The sequence below is a fragment of the Streptomyces sp. CA-142005 genome, from assembly GCF_050942335.1.
Classification (GTDB): Bacteria; Actinomycetota; Actinomycetes; order Streptomycetales; family Streptomycetaceae; genus Streptomyces.
The window spans coordinates 50,405-70,388 of record NZ_CP192079.1; the positions used below are offsets into that span (position 1 = coordinate 50,405).

13 protein-coding genes and 3 pseudogenes are annotated in these 19,984 nt (G+C 66.1%); 6 read left to right on the forward strand and 10 right to left on the reverse strand.

Annotation, left to right across the window (positions count from 1 at the left end; genetic code table 11):
* Nucleotides 1-6: 6 nt before the first annotated feature.
* Complete coding sequence (locus tag ACQPXS_RS46810; protein ID WP_433456424.1) at nt 7-354, reverse strand: hypothetical protein; 348 nt, start codon at nt 352-354, stop codon at nt 7-9.
* A 426-nt stretch (nt 355-780) separates the two neighbouring features.
* On the opposite strand from ACQPXS_RS46810, the pseudogene ACQPXS_RS46815 reads away from it, so the two are divergent.
* Nucleotides 781-1,167: pseudogene (locus ACQPXS_RS46815) on the forward strand (RNA-guided endonuclease TnpB family protein); the annotation flags it as partial.
* An 896-nt stretch (nt 1,168-2,063) separates the two neighbouring features.
* Here ACQPXS_RS46815 and ACQPXS_RS46820 read toward each other — a convergent pair.
* From ACQPXS_RS46820 to ACQPXS_RS46835, 4 genes are all read right to left on the reverse strand, one after another.
* Complete coding sequence (locus tag ACQPXS_RS46820; RefSeq protein WP_433456426.1) at nt 2,064-2,897, reverse strand: hypothetical protein; 834 nt, start codon at nt 2,895-2,897, stop codon at nt 2,064-2,066.
* Nucleotides 2,898-3,170: 273 nt separating this feature from the next.
* Nucleotides 3,171-4,724, reverse strand: coding sequence for a Vps62-related protein (locus ACQPXS_RS46825; protein WP_433456428.1), 1,554 nt, complete (start codon nt 4,722-4,724; stop codon nt 3,171-3,173).
* 496 nt (nt 4,725-5,220) lie between these two features.
* Nucleotides 5,221-6,078, reverse strand: coding sequence for an ABC transporter ATP-binding protein (locus ACQPXS_RS46830; protein WP_433456430.1), 858 nt, complete (start codon nt 6,076-6,078; stop codon nt 5,221-5,223).
* Between the two features lie 441 nt (nt 6,079-6,519).
* Nucleotides 6,520-6,843 (reverse strand): WhiB family transcriptional regulator, encoded by a 324-nt coding sequence (locus ACQPXS_RS46835; protein ID WP_433456432.1) that lies wholly within the window; start codon nt 6,841-6,843, stop codon nt 6,520-6,522.
* 998 nt (nt 6,844-7,841) lie between these two features.
* Between ACQPXS_RS46835 and ACQPXS_RS46840 the strand changes: the two genes are divergently transcribed.
* Nucleotides 7,842-8,015, forward strand: a complete 174-nt coding sequence (locus tag ACQPXS_RS46840) for a hypothetical protein (RefSeq protein ID WP_433456434.1) — start codon at nt 7,842-7,844, stop codon at nt 8,013-8,015.
* A gap of 812 nt (nt 8,016-8,827) precedes the next feature.
* A complete protein-coding gene (locus tag ACQPXS_RS46845; protein WP_433456436.1) occupies nt 8,828-9,163 on the forward strand; it encodes a histone-like nucleoid-structuring protein Lsr2 in 336 nt (111 codons plus the stop codon).
* A gap of 1,076 nt (nt 9,164-10,239) precedes the next feature.
* Here ACQPXS_RS46845 and ACQPXS_RS46850 read toward each other — a convergent pair.
* Nucleotides 10,240-10,467 (reverse strand): annotated as a pseudogene (locus tag ACQPXS_RS46850) (IS701 family transposase); the annotation flags it as partial.
* A gap of 107 nt (nt 10,468-10,574) precedes the next feature.
* Complete coding sequence (locus tag ACQPXS_RS46855; RefSeq protein ID WP_433456438.1) at nt 10,575-11,453, reverse strand: alpha/beta fold hydrolase; 879 nt, start codon at nt 11,451-11,453, stop codon at nt 10,575-10,577.
* A 123-nt stretch (nt 11,454-11,576) separates the two neighbouring features.
* Here ACQPXS_RS46855 and ACQPXS_RS46860 point away from each other — a divergent pair, with 123 nt between their 5' ends.
* Both ACQPXS_RS46860 and ACQPXS_RS46865 read left to right on the forward strand, forming a co-directional pair.
* The gene (locus ACQPXS_RS46860) at nt 11,577-12,488 is read left to right on the forward strand and encodes a LysR family transcriptional regulator (RefSeq protein WP_433456439.1); all 912 of its coding nucleotides are present in this window, start codon (nt 11,577-11,579) and stop codon (nt 12,486-12,488) included.
* 622 nt (nt 12,489-13,110) lie between these two features.
* Nucleotides 13,111-14,826 carry a PucR family transcriptional regulator gene (locus tag ACQPXS_RS46865; RefSeq protein ID WP_433456440.1) on the forward strand — a complete coding sequence of 572 codons (1,716 nt, stop codon included), beginning with the start codon at nt 13,111-13,113 and terminating at the stop codon, nt 14,824-14,826.
* A 545-nt stretch (nt 14,827-15,371) separates the two neighbouring features.
* Here ACQPXS_RS46865 and ACQPXS_RS46870 read toward each other — a convergent pair.
* The 3 genes and pseudogenes from ACQPXS_RS46870 to ACQPXS_RS46880 form a co-directional block, all read right to left on the reverse strand.
* Nucleotides 15,372-16,493 (reverse strand): DegT/DnrJ/EryC1/StrS family aminotransferase, encoded by a 1,122-nt coding sequence (locus ACQPXS_RS46870; RefSeq protein ID WP_433456441.1) that lies wholly within the window; start codon nt 16,491-16,493, stop codon nt 15,372-15,374.
* Complete coding sequence (locus ACQPXS_RS46875; protein ID WP_433456443.1) at nt 16,490-16,954, reverse strand: sugar 3,4-ketoisomerase; 465 nt, start codon at nt 16,952-16,954, stop codon at nt 16,490-16,492. The genes ACQPXS_RS46870 and ACQPXS_RS46875 overlap by 4 nt, the downstream gene beginning before the upstream one ends.
* Before the next feature lie 587 nt (nt 16,955-17,541).
* Nucleotides 17,542-18,047 (reverse strand): annotated as a pseudogene (locus ACQPXS_RS46880) (transposase family protein).
* Nucleotides 18,048-18,725: 678 nt separating this feature from the next.
* Here ACQPXS_RS46880 and ACQPXS_RS46885 point away from each other — a divergent pair.
* A complete protein-coding gene (locus tag ACQPXS_RS46885; RefSeq protein ID WP_433456445.1) occupies nt 18,726-19,835 on the forward strand; it encodes a SagB/ThcOx family dehydrogenase in 1,110 nt (369 codons plus the stop codon).
* Nucleotides 19,836-19,984 lie beyond the last annotated feature (149 nt).

Consider the following 19,984-nt stretch of genomic DNA (forward strand, 5'->3'; position numbering starts at 1 on the left):
GTCGTCTTACGGGACCAGGCGCCGATACCACAAACAGACGGCGGGCAGGTCGCCGATCCTCGTGCCGGCTTCCAGCTTGACTCGGATAGTGGCCTTGCCGACGGCCAGGAGCCCCACCGGGCCGCGCCGGATGGTCCATCCTGTCCTGCTGTCCAGCTCGGTGGCTTCGAGCTCGGTCGCAGCCTCGTAGTTCGCCGCGTTCTCGCGCGCCTTGTCGAGCGCAGTAGCGGGGTCGTCAGCATATGCTTCGAAGACCCTGTAGAACGGCTCCGACTGCACCTTGTTCCACCTATCAATTCCCGCTGGCCACGGTGTGCACCGGGGAATCACGAGACCGGATACCACCATGGTCATCAAATGAACAGCAATCAGTCTCTGTTGACCAACATTGTGCTCGCCGCATCGTACGCACTGCCCGTATATGCCGGGCCTCCAGCGCATGCCAATCCAGCCAAGTCAGGACACGTCGCCGCCCTGTAAAGAGACCCTCGCAGTCCTTACAAGATGTAAGAAGCGAATATCGATAGAGGGTGCCCAAGGTTCTCTTCCGACCCGAACCGCAGGCATGTGTCTCGGCGTCGGCCGAATCCTGAACCTCTGGCGGCGAACGCGAGTGCACCCAAAGTGGGTTCGACCGCCGACCGGCACATGGTGTGGCCTGTCGGACGTGAAGCAGTGGCACAGCATTCTCGGAAGACGATGGCTCAAAGCCATCTCAGCGGGCCCCCTGTCCCCGGCTCTTGGCAGGCAGACCCGGTGGTGTTCCACTGCCGCACGACACGCCAGGGCGCGTCGGTGCCGCAGCAGCAGGTGATACGCGACATTGCCACGTCGCGTGCCAAATCCCTGAAGGACATCAAGGACCGGCTGTCGATGCACCGCCGGGCCCGGATGCCCCGCTGGAAGAAGAAGGCAAGGCGCGGCCCAGCCTCAACTACACCCGACGCGGTTTCCGCCTCAAGGCGGGCCGCCTGCACCTTGCGGGCCAGATCGTGCTGACGGTGGTGTGGTCGTGGGACCTTCTGGCCGATGCGTCGAGTGTGCGCGTGTACCAGGACGCGCTCGGACATTGGTACGTGTCCTTCGTCGTCCCGGCTCAGGTTGAGCCGCTCTGTGAGACCGGCCGCGTCCTGGGCGTGGACTGGGGTGTGAAGGAGACCGCCACCGGCTCTGTCCCCGCCGGCCAGCACGCCCGCGTCCTGCCTCCCCGCACCGCCGACGGCGGCCAGCCCCGCGGCATCCGGCTCAGCGCGAGCGGGGCAGGCAGCGGGGTCAAGACTGCTCCATGCCGCGCGCAGCAGGCGGGCATTCAGCTACCGGCTCCCGATTCCAAGCTCGCCGGCCTCATCCGCTTCCTCAGCCAGAACACGCCTCTTGGTGAATTCGCCGACTCCGCCCCCAGGAGCGCGGTCCCCAAGAACGTGAGACAAAGGCCGGTGTCACCCCGCCTTGCGGTCGAGAACATCGCCTCGGACTGCGCCGATGCCGGGCCGTAATGCGTGCAGGGACGAACAGTCCCGCTGAGCGCGCGCACGTCCCATATCCGGGCCTGGCTATGCCGGGCGTAGGGATCTTCGCAGCTGAGCAACGGCGCCGTGACGCGGATGTCAGCGAAATCCGTCGGGACCCGCGGGCGAACGCGCTGCCGCTACCGGGTGGGCAACTCTCCTCTGCGTCACAGGCCGCCGTGCGGACACCCGTCAGCGCTTGCCCGGCCCTGCGTGCCGGCGCGCCCGGCTGAAAACTGCGCCTGAGGACAGCGTGGTGGAGTCATTCGGCATGCCGAGTGGCCGCCGTTGCCGGCAGAGGCCTCACCAGATGCGGGCGCGTCGATGTGCACGTCTCCGACGAGCATGTCGATGATTTCTGGGTGGCCCGGCCCATGTGACGCGTCGCCGTGCGGGGACGGGCGCGGGCGGCCTGTGGCGTCGTGTGGATGCAGGCCTGTGGGCCGGTGCCGGTCCGCAGCCGCCGCTCTTCGGCGTACGCGGCCGGCACCCCCAGGTCCATTCGCGGGTGTGCAGCGACGCCTTCTGTGGACGTCACCCGATGGCGGCTGCCTACTAGCCGAAGTGTGCGGTCGGGTTGGTGAGGCACTGGCTCAGCTCGGCCGGCGTCATGGCCCGGCTCTGCGTGACAATGCCGTTTTGCGGGTTCCCCATATTGGGATCGATGGGTTTGGGAAGATCTCCGGTGAGGTCAACGACCGTCTGGAAATAGCCCTTGATGCCCTGGGGGAACGTCGCCGAGGGAGGCTGGTTGATCTCGACCGAGGCGACGCCGTGCGCGGTGCCGTGATCGGTCGCGTAGGCGAGCCAGCCGACTCTTCCCGGGGAGACGGTCACGCGATCGTTCTTGCTGATGGTGTCGGTCGTGCCCCAGGCATACGACCAGCTCGCTCCCACCGTGGTGGTGACTGTTTCGGTGGCTCCCATTCCCAGCGGTGCTTCGTTGAACGTCACTCCCAAGGACACGGACACGGAAGCCCCGAGCGTTGTCTGCGTGGTGTACGCATGGCTCCAGGTGACATCTGCTGTCGAATCCCTGTCCGTGCAGTTGTACATCGGATCGGTGACCGGCTGCTGGTAGCTGCGGTCGTAGCTCACGCGCTGCTCCTCATAGAAGCTGAGGAGGCGGCACTGCCCCATACCGTTGCCGAAGCCGTTCCTGCTGCAGTAGTTGCTGAGCCAGGAGCCCGGGTACACGATGGTGGCGGGATTGCTGCCCCAGGTTTGTGCCATCTGGGTGCCGTTCAGTATCTGCCTGTCGAGCGCGGTGATGACGACAGGGTTGGTGACGGCGGCGGCGTGGGCCGGCGCCGAGGACAGCACGGAAAACGCGGCCATCGTGGCGCAGGCCAGTGCCGCTTGGTGACGGCGACGCAATCGGATTCTCATGGTCCCTCCCGACCCGCCATGGGCGATCGTCCGGTGAGCACCGTGCGCCTTGGTGGCGCGGTGGCTGACTGAGTACGACCGATGCACCCTGTGCGGGCGAGACGGCAGTGTCACCCCCGTAAACCCTCCGCCCGTTGTCTTTACGGTCGTGGCAGCAGACAGGGCAGGCATCGTCCGTGGGGCGGGCGAGTGGGCGGGGCCGCGCACCCCCGGGCTGGTCGCCGTCGGACCGTGAGCCGGTATGCGTGTGGTGCGGGGCACGGCGGAGCGCGCTCAGTCCAGAGGCATCAGAGGTGGCTGGGCGTAGTCGCGGGCCATGAGGGGAACGGGACCGTCTTCCAGCACGCACTGGCTGACCGGTGCCGGCAGGCAGCCTGAGCCGCGATTGCCCCACCTGCTGCTGATGTTGAGCCAGGACAGCGATCCGGTGTAGGTGCCCGCGGGCTGCCATGTGTAGGGGGTCAGTGCCGTTGCGGTGTCCCACAGGGTGCCGTGGTCGGTTTCGTCGGCGAGGTGACCGCCGTTGGGCAGGTCGTGGTAGATGTGCCGGCCCGGGTTTGCATACAGTTCGTGCGAGCCTTGGCCCGCGTACACGACGGGCCGCCAGTCGGGGGTGAGGGCGAGGTTCTTGTCCCCGAAGGTGTACAGGGCGCCGGCGGAGTGCGCACTGACGTAGACCTGCGAGGCAAGACCGTCCACAAACCGGATCGCCAGGTGGACCCAGTCGCCGACGTGGTTGCCGAACGACTTGGTCCCTCCCACACAGCCCATCGGGGAGTCCCATCCCACACAGACGTCCTTGCCGCGATTGTAGGGAAAGAACATCCAGTAGAAGATGTCCGTCACGTTCGTGGCAGCGCCGTTGCGTGTGCGTGGGGCGATCTCCGCGTAGACGTCGACGGCGTTCCGGTCGGGGCGCTGGCCGCGCAGAAAGGGCGGATCGGTACACGTGTCGCAGCCCAGCGGCTCATTGGTGACCAAGTAGCCGCTGGCCTCGTGCACGTGCGGCAGGAAGTAGCCGACGCCGGAGGGGAAGTACTCCTCCTTGGAGTGAAGCCACACGCGCGGCGCGAAGGCCCTGGCTGTGGCAGCCGTGACGGGGCCGCGAGACCACACCGATGCGTCGATCCTGGTCTTGTCCAAAACCTTGTAGAGCTCCGGGCCGCCGGTGTCCGTATGGGAGGGGCGCGCGATGAAGGTGGAAGCGGACAATCCCTGCGCATCTGAGGGGTCGCTCTGCCAGATACCCAGGTCGCTGTCCGCACCCGACCCGGCGTCGTCCCATACCTTCACCGCCGTCCCGGCCACCAGATACAGCGACTTGACGCAGCGGACGAGGCCGGTGGAGGGCTTGTCGTAGCCCGCTGCCGCGACACTACCCAGGCATTGGTAGCCGGGCGGAGCCACCGGCGCCCACACGGATCCATCCTGGTCGCCCCCGGAACCGTGATCAGTCCACGTCAGCCGGTAGTCCACCGGAGGGGCCAACGCGTCCGTGGGCCCGCTGATCACGAACGAGGTGGCGGGCGGGGTGCCTTGACCTGCCATCGCGACATCACCGAGCGAGAAGTAGCCGGGCGTCTGGCTCACCTGGGGCCGCCAGATGGAGAGGTCGTCATCGGCTCCAGTGCCGGAGTCGTTATACACCTGGGTGAACACCCCGACGGGACGGACACTCAAAGGCGCGTCTGCAAACCGGGAGCGCGGTGATGCTGCCGGGGACGTGGGGGATGCCGCCGCCGGACAGGTCACCATCACGACGAGACACAAGAGCAGTAAGCCACCGGCATGAGCGGTAAGTTGGCGTCTCGCACAGGACACGGGCATAGGGAAGTGCCCCTCTCGTTCACAGGCCCGAGCAGGAGGACGTTGCACCGGAAACCATCTGCTCCACACGACCAGGGCCGGCAGATGACATGGACCGTTGGTAACCCCTGTCCTGATGTTCCGTCAAGTAGTCGCGGATTCGGGGCTTGTTGCGTCCCAGGATGGTGACGCGGACGATTTGGGCGCCTGCCGGGTGTGCCGTTTCCTGACCGATGCACCAGATGCCGCTCTCCCACTCGGGTGCTGTCGCTGCAGGACAGCCGGGCCCGACGGAGATGTATGTACCGATTTGCGATTCCCGCTGCAACGGCCACAAGAAGGCTGCGGGGTCGGCCTCGTCACGAGGGGCCCGGCGGGCAGCCACAGCACGGCATGCTGACAGAGCGTAAGAAAAATCCCCGCCTTTTGCCATTTCCGGAGCGCGGCACGGCACATCCGCCCGGGTGCGCACGGGAGGCGCTGCCCGATGCGTGTTACGCCCCCTTGTACAGGCCGGCTACGGGAGCCGGGACGGCCCCGGCCGCCCGTCGATGTGGCCAAGCGGCCGGTATCCCGCCAGCTCCACCACGTCCGACACTCCCACGGTGCGCGCGTTGCCGGACACGCCCAGCACTACATCGTCCACGACACGTCCGCCGGACAGGCTCACCACGCGGTCTGCGGTAGCGGCCACGCGAGCGTCATGCGTGACCACCACGAGGGTCTGGCCCCTCTCATGGAGCCGGCGCAGCAGGTGCAGCGCCCCACCGGCATCCCTGGCTTCCAGGCCGTCGGCCGCCTCGTCGACGAGCAGCAGCGCCGGACGATGGACCAATGCCACCGCGATGGCGACCCGTCGCCGCTCGCGGCGGGACAACTCCCCCGGAAGGCATCCCTCATAGCCCTGAAGCCCGCATACGTTCAGCACCTCGGCGCGCCGCTCGCGGGCCGCCGCGGACGAACCGCCCGCCAGCAGCACGCGCAGCTCGATCATCCCGGCCACGGTCGAGGGAGGAAGCAACGGCAACGACGAAAGGACCAGCCCGACGCGCTGCCGGCGCAACGCCACCCACCGTTCGCCCGACCATTCATCCACCCGCTCACCGGCCAGATCCAGGCGTCCGCCATCGGGCCGCTCCAAGCCGGCCAGCACATGCAACAGCGTCGACTTGCCCGCACCGGGCGGCCCTGTCACGGCGACGAACTCCCCGCAACCGGCCACGAGATCCACCCCTCGCAAGGCCCGCACCACGGTGCCCGGACGCCGGTACGTCTTGACCAGTTGCTCGGCACGCACGACCTCAATGGCGGCCTTGGGTGAACTCTCCGCCCCTGGCGCCCGCATCCGGCTGGGATCCGGTGCAGCATCCCTCATCCGGCACCTCCTCCCCGCAGGCGAACCCCACGGCCCCGGGCCAGCCCACGCCCGCGGATTGAAGACCACCCGCGCCGGCTCGGCCGCCGTGCTCACAAGATGGCCTCCCGCGCGCTGTGAACCAACCCCCGTTGCCCCCTGCGCAACCGTCCCGCCGCTCCCAGACGCCACACCCTGCGGCGTCAAAGCGCCCTGCAAGCGGGCACGGCCCACGCGCTGTCCGGCACATCTGGGCTTCGCGGGATGGTGCGTGTCACCGCGTTGCGGGCGCAGTGAACGCCTCGGCCCCCGCACGTCCACCCGTGCGCACCGTTACCTCCTCCACCCCGCCCAGACACGCCCGACGTCTACGCGAGCCCGGCAGCCACGCCCCGCACTGCCCCGGGCCGGCAGCCAGGCGCCGGCCTCATGGCGGCAAACGGCCCGGCTGCTCGTCCGCGATCAATCCGTGTGGCCATCATGCTCGGCACGGGCCGTCTGCAGCAGACGGCCCCACGACACCACGCCCGGACGCCGCCGCAGCAGTGCCCGCCGCTCCCGCTCGGTCATCCCGCCCCACACCCCGAACTCAATACGGCTGTCCAGCGCGTGAGCCAGGCACTCCGTGCGCACAGGGCACCCCAGGCACACGGCCTTGGCCCGGTTCTGCGCCGCGCCTTCCACAAACAGCTGGTCCGGATGGCCCTGTGCGCAGGCAGCCCGTCGGCCCCAGTCCGAATCCGTCGTCACCCCGACCAAGTCCTCCCATCCGTCTGTCCGCGCCAAACCCCCAGCTCATACAACGCACGGCAGGAAGGCCCCACACACGATGATCCAGCCCTGCATGCGGCGCCGTCCCGGCCGATCCCCGTCCCGGCGGGCCCCATCGCCTCAGCCCACGCCGGCAACGACGGACCGGCGCCCGTCGCGCACTCGGTTCCCTGGCCGAGCCGGACCTCACCTCCTTGCCACCCGCACCGGCGCCCGGCAGCCAGCCTCCTCCTACAGTGCCGAGCAGCCTGGGCACCCCGCCGGGTAAGCCCGCCGCACTCCCCTTTTCTACCGTCCGCCCGCCCACCCCGAGCCCCGATATCGGGGCCTGCATACGAGGTGTAAAAACTTCGCCGCAGCCTGCACCCACCCGTAAAACCCCTCAGCCCGACCAGCCTCCACAGGCCCGGTGTCCAAGACGTCCACGCTCTCCAAAAGGAGCGCTCGGCCGGGGCCGGGGTCCGGCCCCACAAGTCAACGACCAGGGGAGCGATGCGATCGAGACCGTCGCACACCAACACTGTCTGGCGGAGCGGCCGGTCCAGTGACAGACCGCCTCGCAGTCCGTCGAGCACCTCCTCGACGCCGCTCGCCGCCCCGGTGGGCCAGCTGACAGCCCTGCGAGCTCACACCGGCCGGTCGCCGCCTTGCGCGGGCAGACCACGTCGATAAGGCGCACAACGCCCAGGCCATCCGGGAAGCCCCTCGACGGCTGCGGCCGCGGGCGCGGCTGATTGTCGGTCGTACAGGCCGGCTGTGGTGTCCGGTGCACCTCTCAAGGTCCCAGAAGGAAGTCTTCGCAGGCGGCCGTCCACTGAGGCGATGCCGCATCTCGAGTGCCCACGGGATGGATTTGTACCGTTCTTTGTTGAGAGCCGATTCGGACGTACAGCGCACCGTCCTCGTCGTACCGTTCCCGGAGCCACATCGTGCCCGGCCGCCTTGGCGAGAGACAGCTTATCTCCTCACTGAATTCGCCAAGCAATGCGCTCCGCAATGCTCCGGGAGTACTCGTGGCTCAGAGCAGTCCATCGCCCGGAGTCGATATGGCACCGTTCCGCGGGGGATTTGATGCACTGGGGATCACTGGCAGCGCAGTACAAGCCAGAGAAATCCGATGGACGGCAACCGCCGACTGGAAGATCATCGCGGGCTGGAAGGTCACCGGCGGCCAGCAGGATCGGTGATTCCGCATCCCACGGCAGCTCACACATGCCGCCCAGCGCCACCACGAGTCCCAGTCCCGACACCTCCTGCTCCCTGGGCCACAGATTGTCATCCGAAAGCAGCGCGCACGCACCGCGGCGGCAGCAGGTAGCCCATCTCCTCGACCCCGGCCCCGTCGGCATCGAAGAGAGCAGACATCGCAACACCCCGTCAAGGATTCCAGAATCCGACGTGCTTCAACCGGCATGTCCCGCAGATACGCATACGTCTCGTCGTGAACTTTATGTAGGGCATGCCCGCTCTCCTCACTCGGGTGGATTTTGTTTAGCGCGGGCTGCCCGCCTGCGACAAGCACACGGTTTTGATCTGCCCGAAGACAGCGCGTATCCCCCCTTTCGGGAGCCGCCCCCCGGCCCCCCGGCTGGCACTCCGGGCACCCGCACCGCACGGGCCATCATCCCCACGGGGGCGGGCGGGACCGGGTACGGGCTGCGTCCGCGGCCCGTACCAAGTCCCGTCGAAGGCCGGCCCGGGCGCCCGCCCGGAGATGCCCGGCCGGGTATATCCAAAAGCCGTGGACCGCGCAAGCGGCCTCCCGCCCCAGGTGAATACCCCTCCCCAGCGGATCGCAATCGCGGAGTTCCAGAATCCCCGAACGCGCAGACCGGCAAGGAGCAGACATTCCGCGTCGTTCAGGGCCGGCCACCAGCGGCTCTTGTCGCGCACAGGCAGACTGTCACACACCTAATCCCGCGACGCAGTCCATCCGTCACCGAGCGGCGGATTCTTGTCACAGTTGATGCAGTGGTTTATGACGTGTACGATCCCCCGCATGGCCCAGAAAGTGATTACCGTCTACACAGACGACCTGACCGGTGAAGAGTCCGAGGACGTGCAGACGCACGCATTCTCACTCAACGGTGTCACCTATGAAATCGACCTCACGTCAGCCAGCTACGACGGCCTAGCCGACGCCCTGAGGCCCTTCATCGAGGCCGGACGCAAAACCGGACGCCTGAAGACCGGACGCGGCGTCCGAAAGGCTAGCCGCGACGGAGGGCCAGCACCGGAAGAGGTGCGCGCCTGGGCGCGGGAAAACGACTACGAGGTGAATGACCGCGGTCGCGTCCCCGGCTCGATCCTCGACGCATACAACAAGGCCCACTAAAGATCGCACGGGCTGCATTCACCGCGCACAGACAACCGCGGATCAGGCAGATCATTGCCGCAGCGGCACCATATACGGCCGGGCGCCCGAGGGGCGAGCGGCCCCTCGCTGCCTCAGAATCGCTTCGCCCGTCCTACGTGGGATCCGAGACGGCGTCAGTCCCGGCATTCCCCCGCTTCATCCGTCAGCTCATCCGCCGGTGACGCCGAGAAACACACGGCGCCCAGAGCGCGCCCATCACCACGCCCGCCAGGGATGCGTGTTTCTGTCCCCGGAGCCTGATGCGCGAGCCGTCCACTGCCCGTGCCAACTGACCAAACCGCTGGAGTCGGCCCTGGTCAGATGGCTCGACGAGAGGGAACTTCCAGGTCGCTCTCTGGTGACTGTGCGAGCAGCACGCCGTGGCCGTCCCGCTGAAGAAGCCGGTATCAGTGTGCTGCGCTTCGCCATCCAACCCGTCTCGGACGAACCCGAGCAACAACGTACCCCGATGCAATGATGCGCGACAGCGCCGCAGCGGCTGCCTGTCCAGGAACACCGAGGCCAGCAGGGAGTCTGCTTCCTACTGGAGCTGCTGCGCGTCAAGACCAGGTCGAGGCCGGAAACGGACTGGCCATGTGAGTCGCGACTGCGGGCACTTCCGCAAGGAAGAACCCACGAGGGCCCGTTGGGTGTTGGACTGAACGCCCCACGACGTCGCCGGGGCAGGTGAAGTCCACCTCGTGCTCGGCGAGCCGGGGTGGGCGAACGCACAGGGGTAAGACCCACTGACCGAGGGCGGTTACAAGAGGCACATCTTGAATGCGAACAAACTGCCTTCCTTGCCGGCATCTGATCCGCCAATGCCCACGGCGGCAAAGGGGCTGAAGTCCATGGTGACGGGTTACCAGTTGAAGCACCCGCTACCGCGGCCGCCGCTTCAAGACCCACCGGCTTCTTTGCCGCTTCGGTGTCCTGTCTGGGGCTGTGACGGCTGTGGAAGTTCTCTCGCTCTGCGCGCTTGCCCTCCTGGTGTCGACAGAGCTTCCCTGCCTCGGTTGGTGCAGTCCCAGCGGCCGTTGACCAGGAGAGCGTCGAGGGTCTGTAGAGAGTGAGCCCGGTGCGGGCGCTTTTGGGGCCAGCGGTTGTCCGGCGAGGAAGGCGTGGGCGGCGGTCGCGAGGGTGGCGTGGTGGTGCCAGCCGGGCCAGGAGCGGCCTTCGAAGTGGTCCAGGCCGAGGCCTGGGGCCGCCGTAACAACGGATTAGTCATGCTCGATGCGCCAGCGGACCTTGGCCAGGTGTCGGCGTACGAGCTCACGTGCAGAGCGAAGTACAAGCTCAAGTGCACAGTGACGTACGAAGTGCGCCGACGCAACCGATCGCCGACCGCGGTGTCGGGGGTCCGACGCTCGGTGGAGGGCAAGACGAGGGCCTACCTGCAGGGGGATGAAGGTCCTTCCCCGCGGACAAGAGCGACGACTCTTGCGGCATCGAGGAGGGGAGCGAGGTGATAGGAGCCCTCCAGCAGGTGAAAACGAGCCTCCCGCAGGAGGCCTGCCATGTCCTTCATCGCTTCCGGGGAAGCCACATGGTCGTGCTCCGCGGCAATGACCGCCGTCGGCGCCGTGATCGCCTGCAGAGCGTCTCGGCCGTCGAACTCGGCAATCATGCGGAACTCCGACGCCCAGACGCCCGGATCGGCCCGGAGAAGGCAGGACCGGGCGTAACGGACCGGCGCCGCATCCGCCGTGATCGCCTCGGGCGGGAACCAGCGGGCAAGGATCGGGCCGGGGTCCGGCAGGCCGCTGTGCTCCAGCACGCTCGCCGCATCGGCGAAGAGAGGGAATGGTGTCGCCCGCGTACACAGCAGAGCAAGCCGCCTTGTCCGCCCGGTCAGGCGGGCTGCAAAGAGCTGTGCGATCTGACCGCCGAACGAATGGCCGAGCAGGTGCACCGTCGTGATCTGAAGCTGATCCAGAAGCGTCGCCAGGTCGTCAACGAAGTCGTCGCGCGTGCGGGCGGGTGGGGCACTTGCGGCGGTGCCGTGTCCCCTGAGGTCATAAGTGATCACCCTGGCGCCGGTGGCCAGCAGCGGCATGATCCCGTCCCAGGCGCGCTGGTCCAAGGGTGAACCGTGCACGAGGACGTACGGTTCACCCGCACCTTCATCCCGGACGCTGGTCACATGCCCATCGCCGATACGCACACGATGTACGGCCACAGGGTCACCCCGGATCAGCTCAGGACGCGGAGCCGGCGGTTGCAGCAATTCCGGTGGGCTGAATCGACTCGGGCATGGCGGTGCTCCCATCTGAGCAAGGGGGGTGATGAGGCGGACCAGGCGAAAACCGTGTTCTTTCGCGCCCGCATCTCGAAGGTAGGAGGGCCCATCATTAACTGCAAGTGCATGTAAAGCACGGCTAGGATGAGTCTCATGCAATTGGATTTGAACCTGCTCGCCGCGCTCGATGCGCTCCTGGAGGAAGGCAGCGTGGCCGGAGCTGCTGAGCGCCTGCACGTCACCGCCCCCGCGATGAGTCGAAGCCTCGGCCGGATCCGGCGCACGACGGGGGATCAGATCCTGGTGCGTACCGGGCGCACGATGACCCCGACGCCGTACGCGATCGCCGTCCGGAAACAGGTGCACGAGCTGCTGCAGCAGGTCCAGGGTGTGCTGGCACCGAGCCGCGAACTCGACCTCACCACGCTCGAACGCACCTTCACACTCCGCTGGCACGATTCACTCGTCGCCCTCAGTGGCCCCGCGCTTCTCGCGGCCGTACGCAAGCAGGCGCCGGGCGTGCGTTTGCGCTTCATCGCGGAATCGAGCATCGACACCCCCGAGCTGCGTCGCGGCGAGGTCGACCTGGAGGCGAACGCGAACCGCCCGACCGCACCCGACATTCGCGCCGATCGGGTGGCTGAGAGCCAGCACGTCATCGTCGTGCGGCGGGGGCACCCGCTCACCCGAGTCAAGGCTGTCACCGCCGAGCGGTACGCCGCGGCCGAGCACATCACCGTCTCGCGGCGCGGAAGGCTCGTCAACGCCCTCGACGACGCTCTCGCGCAGCTCGGCCTCACCCGTCGGGTAGTGGCAACCGCGCCCACCGAAGGGGCCGCGTTCGAGTTCGTGCGCGGCTCCGACCTCCTCGTCACAGCCCCCGAATCGACGACGCGTTCAGCGGCGCCGGTTCTCGGTCTGACCCTGCTCCCACTGCCGTTCGAACTGCCGTCGGCCGCGGTGTACCTGTCATGGCATCAGCGCTATGACACCGACCCCGCACACGTCTGGCTACGCGATCTGGCGCGGACCGCGTTGTCGCCCCGACGTAACCCACACCTTTAAAGATCTCTAGCCAGTATGTCTCATCGGCCGGGCCCGGTTGCGGAGCACTGGGCCCGGCTCCGTTGCCGTGGGCGATGTAGAGGCCGACCACGCCGGCGACTTTGCCGAGTCCTCCATGGTGCACTGAAAAACTGCTCGAAGCCCGGCCGGAAGCCGTCGCCGGACATTTCTTGCAAGCGACCGTAGTGCTTGCTGGAACGCCTTCTGCCAGGAGTACTCCGAGATCCGCCACAGCCGAAAAGCAACGGCGATCGATTTCGCAAGCCCTGCAGGCAGCCGGCCACATGCAGAACATCGCCTTACCGCATGGCCGAGATTTGCATAAGCCGCTTGATGCCTGCGCCGGCTTCCGGCGGAATTTACCCCACAGCGCAGTCGCAGCGCAGTCGGATGGTGCCTGCTCCGTAGTCCCGCACACCGGGCAAACGTTGGTCGAGCTGTTGCGTAGAGAGCAACTGCGTGAGTGGCGGCTGCGCAAGGGGTCTTACAGTCGCGTTTCGGTGGCAGGCGCCCCTGGCTCGAGCGGCTCCTGGACTCGCGTTCTGCGGCGATCCCGGAAGACCTGTGAGCCGGTCGCTCACCGGATCCGTGGCTGTCTCTGCCCATGAGGGGAGCTGTTGAGGTGTTTCCTACCCTCAAGGACATTCTCGCTTCGGACGCTATCTGCTACAGCGCCCCCGCTGTCCTGTCCGGAGAAGACCAACTGCACAGACCCGTGCGCTGGGTGCACACCAGCGATCTCCTGGATATCGGTAAACTACTGCGCGGAAACGAACTCGTGCTTGCGACCGGAATCGCATTCTCGGACGACCGCAACGGTCTGAGAGGCTATGTTCAGCATCTAGCCGAAGCGGGGGCCTGCGGTTTGGTCGTTCAACTGGGCCGCCGCTACACCAAGAAAATCCCCCAACCCTTGATCGAGGCGGCTCGGCAGAACAGCTTTCCGCTGGTCACCCTTCTCCCGGCGGGACGGTTCACGGATATCGCCGAAGCTCTGAATGCGATGATCTGCGCCAGTCGGCTGAAGAACCTTGAGGCTGCCGTGGCGGCGCATCGCACCTTCGAGGAGATGGCCTTGGGAGGAGCTGATCCGGCAAAGATCGTCCGTCAGCTGGCGGCCATGTCCCAAAGCTGTGTCGTACTCGAAAACCTCGCGCATCAAGTGATCACACTCGGGGGCACGGACCTCGAGCAGGCCTTTGCCTTCAATGACTGGGAAGAACGCTCGCGTGGCGTGCGCCTTGCCTCCCGTCTAGGGCGGGACCAGGAAACGGGGTGGCTTGCGGCAATGGTCGGGACCCGCGGACACGACTGGGCGCGCCTGGTCATGCTGCCCCGTCCGTGCGTCGAAGGCGACCCGGCCGAGGACACCGACTCCCACGCGCGCATGATTCTGCTGGAGCGGGGGGCCGCGGCACTGGCGCTCAACAAGTTGGTCACCACCACCGACGGTGCACTGCAACGGCACACGCACAGCGCCCTGCTGACCCGCCTCCTTGCGCACTCGATCACCACTCAGGAGATGGTTCTGCAGGCCAGTGCCCTTGGAATCCCGGTGGAAGGTCGTCGCCTGGTCGGCATGGTGCTGAGGAGGAGCAAAGACGGTGATCCCCAAGCGTCCGATACAGAAGTGCGCGGCCTGATCGAGGCAGCGGAGAGTGCTGTACTCAGGCTGCGGTTGAAGGCAATCATCGGACGGCTCGACGAGCGCACGGCGGGGCTTCTCGTAGCGCTGAGCCCCACGGGATCGGGTGGCGCTGTGGTGGAGGAGCTGGTCACAACGGTCCGGCAACTGCACCAGCCGATGGGGGAAGGCCTTGCACGGCGACGGGAGAAACCAGCCCAGGTTCCGGACCAATTGATCATAGGAGTAGGGCCGCTCGTCGATCGGGCGATGGACGCTCGGCATACCCTGACAGAGGCTGCTATGGCCGCCGAGATAGCAGCGTACGCGGGTCCCGTAGCCCAAGGCCATGACCGGATGGCGCCCACACATCATCGCCTTCACGACATGCGCCTGAGAGGCCTGCTCCATCTTCTGCGAGACGATCCACGCCTGCAGGCATACGTAGAGCACGAGATCGGTCTGCTGCTGAACTACGATACCCGCCACGGCACTCACCTCATTACCGCGCTGGCTGCCTATTTGGACCAGGGCCGCAACAAGACGGCGGCCGCCGAGGCTGCTCAACTGTCACGCCCGTCCTTGTACGAGCGCTTGGCTCGTATCGAGCGAATCTTGGGCGTAGACCTCACCAACCGTCAGACTTGTCTCTCGCTACAGGTCGCGATTCAAGCGCTCCATGCGATCCGCAGCGACGCTCCAAGAAGCGGTTGATCGGCCGAACCCAGAGCGTGGTGCCCGAACCGCACGGCATCGGGCATCGCCTGTACTTACGCACCAGGGTGCCGCGACGGTTGCCGGCCTGGTCGCGTGTCTCCAGCGCCCGCTGGGCGATCGATGGATTCCTCAGGCTGCCGGGATCGGACGAGGCCTGGAGCAGTAACGAGGTTCGACGGGGGCGGAATCGACACGTCTCCTTTCCCTGCTGACTCACGCCTCCTTTGGGCTTTTGTCACAGCCCAGACCACCGAGAAGCAGCCCAAACAAACGATGCCAGCTGCACGATGCAGGTGCATGGTCCCGGATTGCCACAGAGCGTGCTCGACATGGTGGTCGTCGTCATGGTGGACATGATGAGGACGAACAAAGACCGAGGGCTGCGGGCCGCGGAGTGGAGGCGGTGTTCTCGCACGGATGGCGGGACCGTGGTATGCGGCGGCGGATACCGGACCCCGTGCATGTTGTGCGAGGGCAGTTTGTCTCGCGGTGGGATTGGATGCCTTCTACCCGCCTGAAAGAGAGCTCAGCGGAGTTCACGGTCACAATTCTTCTGCGGCTTTTCGAACTGCTCGCATCACCGCGTCGATTGTGTCGTCATTCACGTGGGGGCCGATGGGGAGGCTTAGAACTTCTGCGGCCAGGCCCTCCGCGAGGGGAAGCACGCACTGGCAACTCCTGGCCTTGTAGACGCCCATACGATGAACAGCCACGGGGTAGTGCACCAGCGTCTCGACTCCGGCTGCCGCAAGTGCGTTCCTCAGCCGGTCGCGCTGAGCCGACCTGATCACATACTGATGCCAGACCGGCTCTGCCCATCCCTCTGCCGTGGGGGTTTGAACGGCAGGTATGTCAGAAAGCCCTTGGTGGTAGCGGAGGGCGATCTCACGGCGCCTGGCATTCCAGCGGTCGAGGTGGGGCAACTTGGCTCTCAAGACGGCGGCCTGCAGTTCGTCAAGACGCGAGTTGACACCCTGCATACCTCGTGTGCATGTTTCCGGCGAAGCGTAATTTCTCAGCAATCTGATACGATGCGCGAGCTCGGCATCAGAAGTAACTACAGCACCGCCGTCACTCAAAGCGCCTAGATTCTTTGACGGGTAAAAGCTGAATGCCGCAGCGTACCGTGCCCCGATCCGCTTTTCGCGGTATCTCGCACCATGGGCTTGCGCAGCATCCTCGATGACGGGCAGGCCGTGGTCGGCTGCGACAGCCTCTACCGCATCCAGGTCGACGGGGTGCCCGTAGAGGTGAACCGGCATGATGGCCCGCGTCCGCCGAGTGATACCCGCCTGCAGGCGTTCGGGATCGAGCAGGAAGCCGCCGCTTTGCGGCTCCACAGGGACGGGTCGTGCCCCGGCAGCCGAGACGGCGAGCCAACTGGCAATACACGTATGCGACGGCACGATCACCTCGTCTCCCTCGCGTATACCCATGGCCCGCAAGGTCAGTGTCAGCGCGTCCAACCCGCTCCCGACCGCAACGCAGTGGCTGTTCTCGCAGTACGCCGCATATTCTGCCTCGAACGCTTCCAGCTCGGGGCCCAGGAGATAACGGCCCGAGCGGGAAACACGCAGCAGAGCGGTGTCAATATCATCCTGTACGCCGGTCTCGACATGCTCTTGCTGCAAAGACAGGAAGGGGATATGTCCACCGACCGTCATGGCAGACTCCCTGCAACATGGAGGAACTCGTTGTAATCACGGCAGTAGTCCGCCTCATCATAATGACTCGAGGCAAGGATCAGTCCGACAGCTCCTGGTGAGAAACTCTCCAATCCCACCCAGACCATGGGGCCGACATAAAGGCCCTGTCCGGGCTGGTCAAGGCGGTAGGTGGCATGATGCAAACCATCAGTTACTGTCGCCTCGAAATTTCCTGCCACAGCGATGATGAGCTGCTCGGTCTCACGATGTGCGTGGCCGCCACGGACCGCCCTCGGTGTAATGTCGTGAAGATAGTAGACGCGCTGAATCGAGAATCCGGTGGCTCCTTCCGAATCCACTACTGTCAGGCTTCCACGCGGATCGTGATGTTGCTCGAAGTCAATGACACGGCAAGGTTTGACCCTTCCCACCGGCATCTCTCCAGCGACCTGCAGGCCCATCTCATTGTCCTCCTTCACCGTCCTCCCTCTGTCCTCCGGATGCGGCCGCCAGGCCGCGTGGGTGATCAGCACGCTGGCCAGAGCCGGCACACGGACTTGCACCACCGCCTCTCTCAGTTCCGCGGCGTCTCGTCGCCTTAAGCCTCCTAACGGGCCACGTTTCAGTCTCGCACTGCTCGGTGAGACGGGCACCTCCGGCTGCCCTCGGCTCCAGCCGGGGATGGTCGGATATCAAAAAAGCTGTGCGTGCTGTTGACGTTGGACGCCGGGCGGTAAAAGGCAGGCCCGGGAACCTCGATACTCGTGGCAAATTCATGCCTTTAGTTCGAGTCGTTCCGAGCGGAAATCGACGAGTACTGTGAGAATGCGCCGGATTCGGTCCAGCGTATCGCAACGAAAACCGGTGCTCCGACAATCTCTCGAGTAGTCAGCTAAAGCTGTCACGTCTTGGCGTCTGGATGCGCTTGGAGAGCCCGGTGCCGGACAGGTGCCGGGCCATTTGCCGGCCGAGCGCCAGGTTGCGCATTCGGGCGATACCGCGGCGGCCCCGCAGAGGCCGGCACGGCGACGAAAGCAGTCCCGAAGGGCTTCCGGCTCTTTCTTCGTCAGCGTTGTCGCTTCAGGGTGAGGACGGCCGCGGTGAGTCGATTCGGGCCGTATCGGGCCTTGTGGAAGATCCGCCAGGACTTCGGACGGGCCGCACCCGCTCCACGGCTCGGGTCGGTGACCACCTGCACGTTCACCCCGTGCCGGCGGTGCTTGTGGCAGTAGCCGGGCCGGCTGTCGCCGCCCCGGTCGCATGGTGTGGGGGTGCCGGTCCAGCAGGACGTGGGCGGGGCCAGCCTCGCGCAGCGCACGCGGCAGCCCGGGCGTGCGGCTCGGTGCGGATCGATGACGGTCCTCGCGTATGCGTGCGCGGTGCCGACGGCGATGCCGAAGCCGGACGCGAGCCGCCCCAGGGTGTCGTGCCGGCACAGGTGCACCAGGCCGACCAGGACAGGCTGGTGCGGCGGGAACATGCAGCGGTGGTCACCTCGCAAGTGACGATGGGCCTGGTGACCCACTCGACCAGGACATGAGAGAGGTCGAGCGCGGCAGGACAGGAAACCAACAAGGCTCCTGCGCGGGTGAGGTTGAGGCTTCAAGCACCTCCCTCAACGGCGCGGGAGCTTCGTGTGCCGCGGTGACCGATCCCGTCACCCCATCAGTGGCCACGCTGAAGGACCTCGCTGAACGGCGGCAACCCGTAACAACACCTCATGCTGTTCCCCCACCTGCGCATCGGGGCACACACGCGCCCACGGCAAGATCGGTCCGTCCGTCGCTTGACGATCAGATTCACGACCTGGCATGTACCTCCCGGCACGCCCTGTCACCCAATCGTCGAGGCACGGTTCAGCCGCCCGGAGGTCCGGTTGGGGGACATGTCGAGGCCGGGCGTCATCCTAAGTTGGACATCGCTGCTGAGCCGAGTGCCGAATAGGTGAACATGTCTCCCCCTCGGCCATTTACCAGACAGGCGGCAGAAGTCGTCATAGCTTGCAAGAGAATAGCCCGTATGTCCATGCGAGCCTGCCTGCCGACACGGCCGTGCAAGCGCATGCCGAGGACTCTCCGATGGCTAGACCCACTGCACAAGGGAGGTGTAATCATGCAGATCACGCTCGTCTACGAGAGCAGCGAAATGCTCACGATGACCAACCACTGACGGCTGATGCCCGCGTGGGGCGACGTGACCTCGGGAACCGTGTTCGGCCGCCATCACGCCCAAAGATTGAGGCTGACTGCCGTGAAGCTCCAGAGATCGCCCGGCATCTACTTCGAGTGGTCGGGTGACACCCTAGTCGCCCGCCATGTTAACTCGCATATAAAATGCCATCTCGGCATTCCGGTCGTGGAACTCCTCAATCGGCTCGAGAATCCGCAGGAAGAAAACGAGCTCCTCGATTCCTATCCGCCGAACAGCCGGGCTGATGTGCGGGCCACACTACAAGGGCTGCTGCAGGGAGGCTTCCTCAGGGAGATTCCCGCCGAGCAGTCAGAGAGCGTGCTGGCGGGCACCGAAGGCTGGTGGGAGGCCTGGGGTACTCAGGCGCGGGCGTTTCACTTCGCCAGCCGGGACGCGAACTTTGCGTCTTTCCGAGGCGAACGGGCCCGCCAGCTCGCCGACCAGCTGGCGCAGGCCGGGCCTGCGCCGCTCATCGCCAAGCGGTGCCCCGGTGCACCGCGGATCCCTTTGCCCCCCGTCCAAGCGGCCATCGATGAGCCCCTGGGCCACGTCCTGGAAACCAGGCGAACCCACCGCCAGTTCCACGATTCGCCGGTATCCTTGGACACCTTTTCTACCGTTCTTCACTACAGCTTCGCGCCCCTCGGCTACCAGGACACAGGGGCCTTCGGCACGCAAATGGTCAAAGCGAGCCCGGCTGGCGGGTCACGCCACGACGGCGAGTGTTACCCGGCTTGCTTCCGCGTGGAGGGAGTCCTCCCGGGCCTATATCACTACGACGCCTGCGGGCACGCCCTGGAACTTGTGCGGCCGGATTTCCCGCCCGAACTCGTGCTTGAGCTCACGGCGGGCCAAGACCACTGTGCGAGGAGCGCCTTCACTTGCTTCCTGACAACGGTCCCTGAACGGATCACGTACAAATACTGCCATCCGCGCGCCTACCGCATGTGGATGTACAACGTGGGCTATGTCGGGCAGACCTTCGCTCTGGTGTGCACCGCCCTGGGGCTAGGAGCGTTTGAGACAGCGGCCTTCGACGACACGCGCGTGGAACAGGCTCTGGACGTCGATCCTCGGCAGGAATTCGCCGCCTTCATTCTTGGAGCCGGCGTTCCTGTCCTCACCGAGCAGGGACTTCCCCCTGATTTCCACCCCGTTCCGCCGCCCTAACCTCGATCTTGCGTGAGGGTTCGTCAGCTTGCTGACGGGCCCTTTCGGCTCATTCGGGGGCGGCCATTTCTGCAGGTGGGCAGGCTGGTGGCCCGGCTGTCGCGTCGGGTGGGCGCCGGGTTCCACGGCTCCGGCCGGGTGGGGCTGCT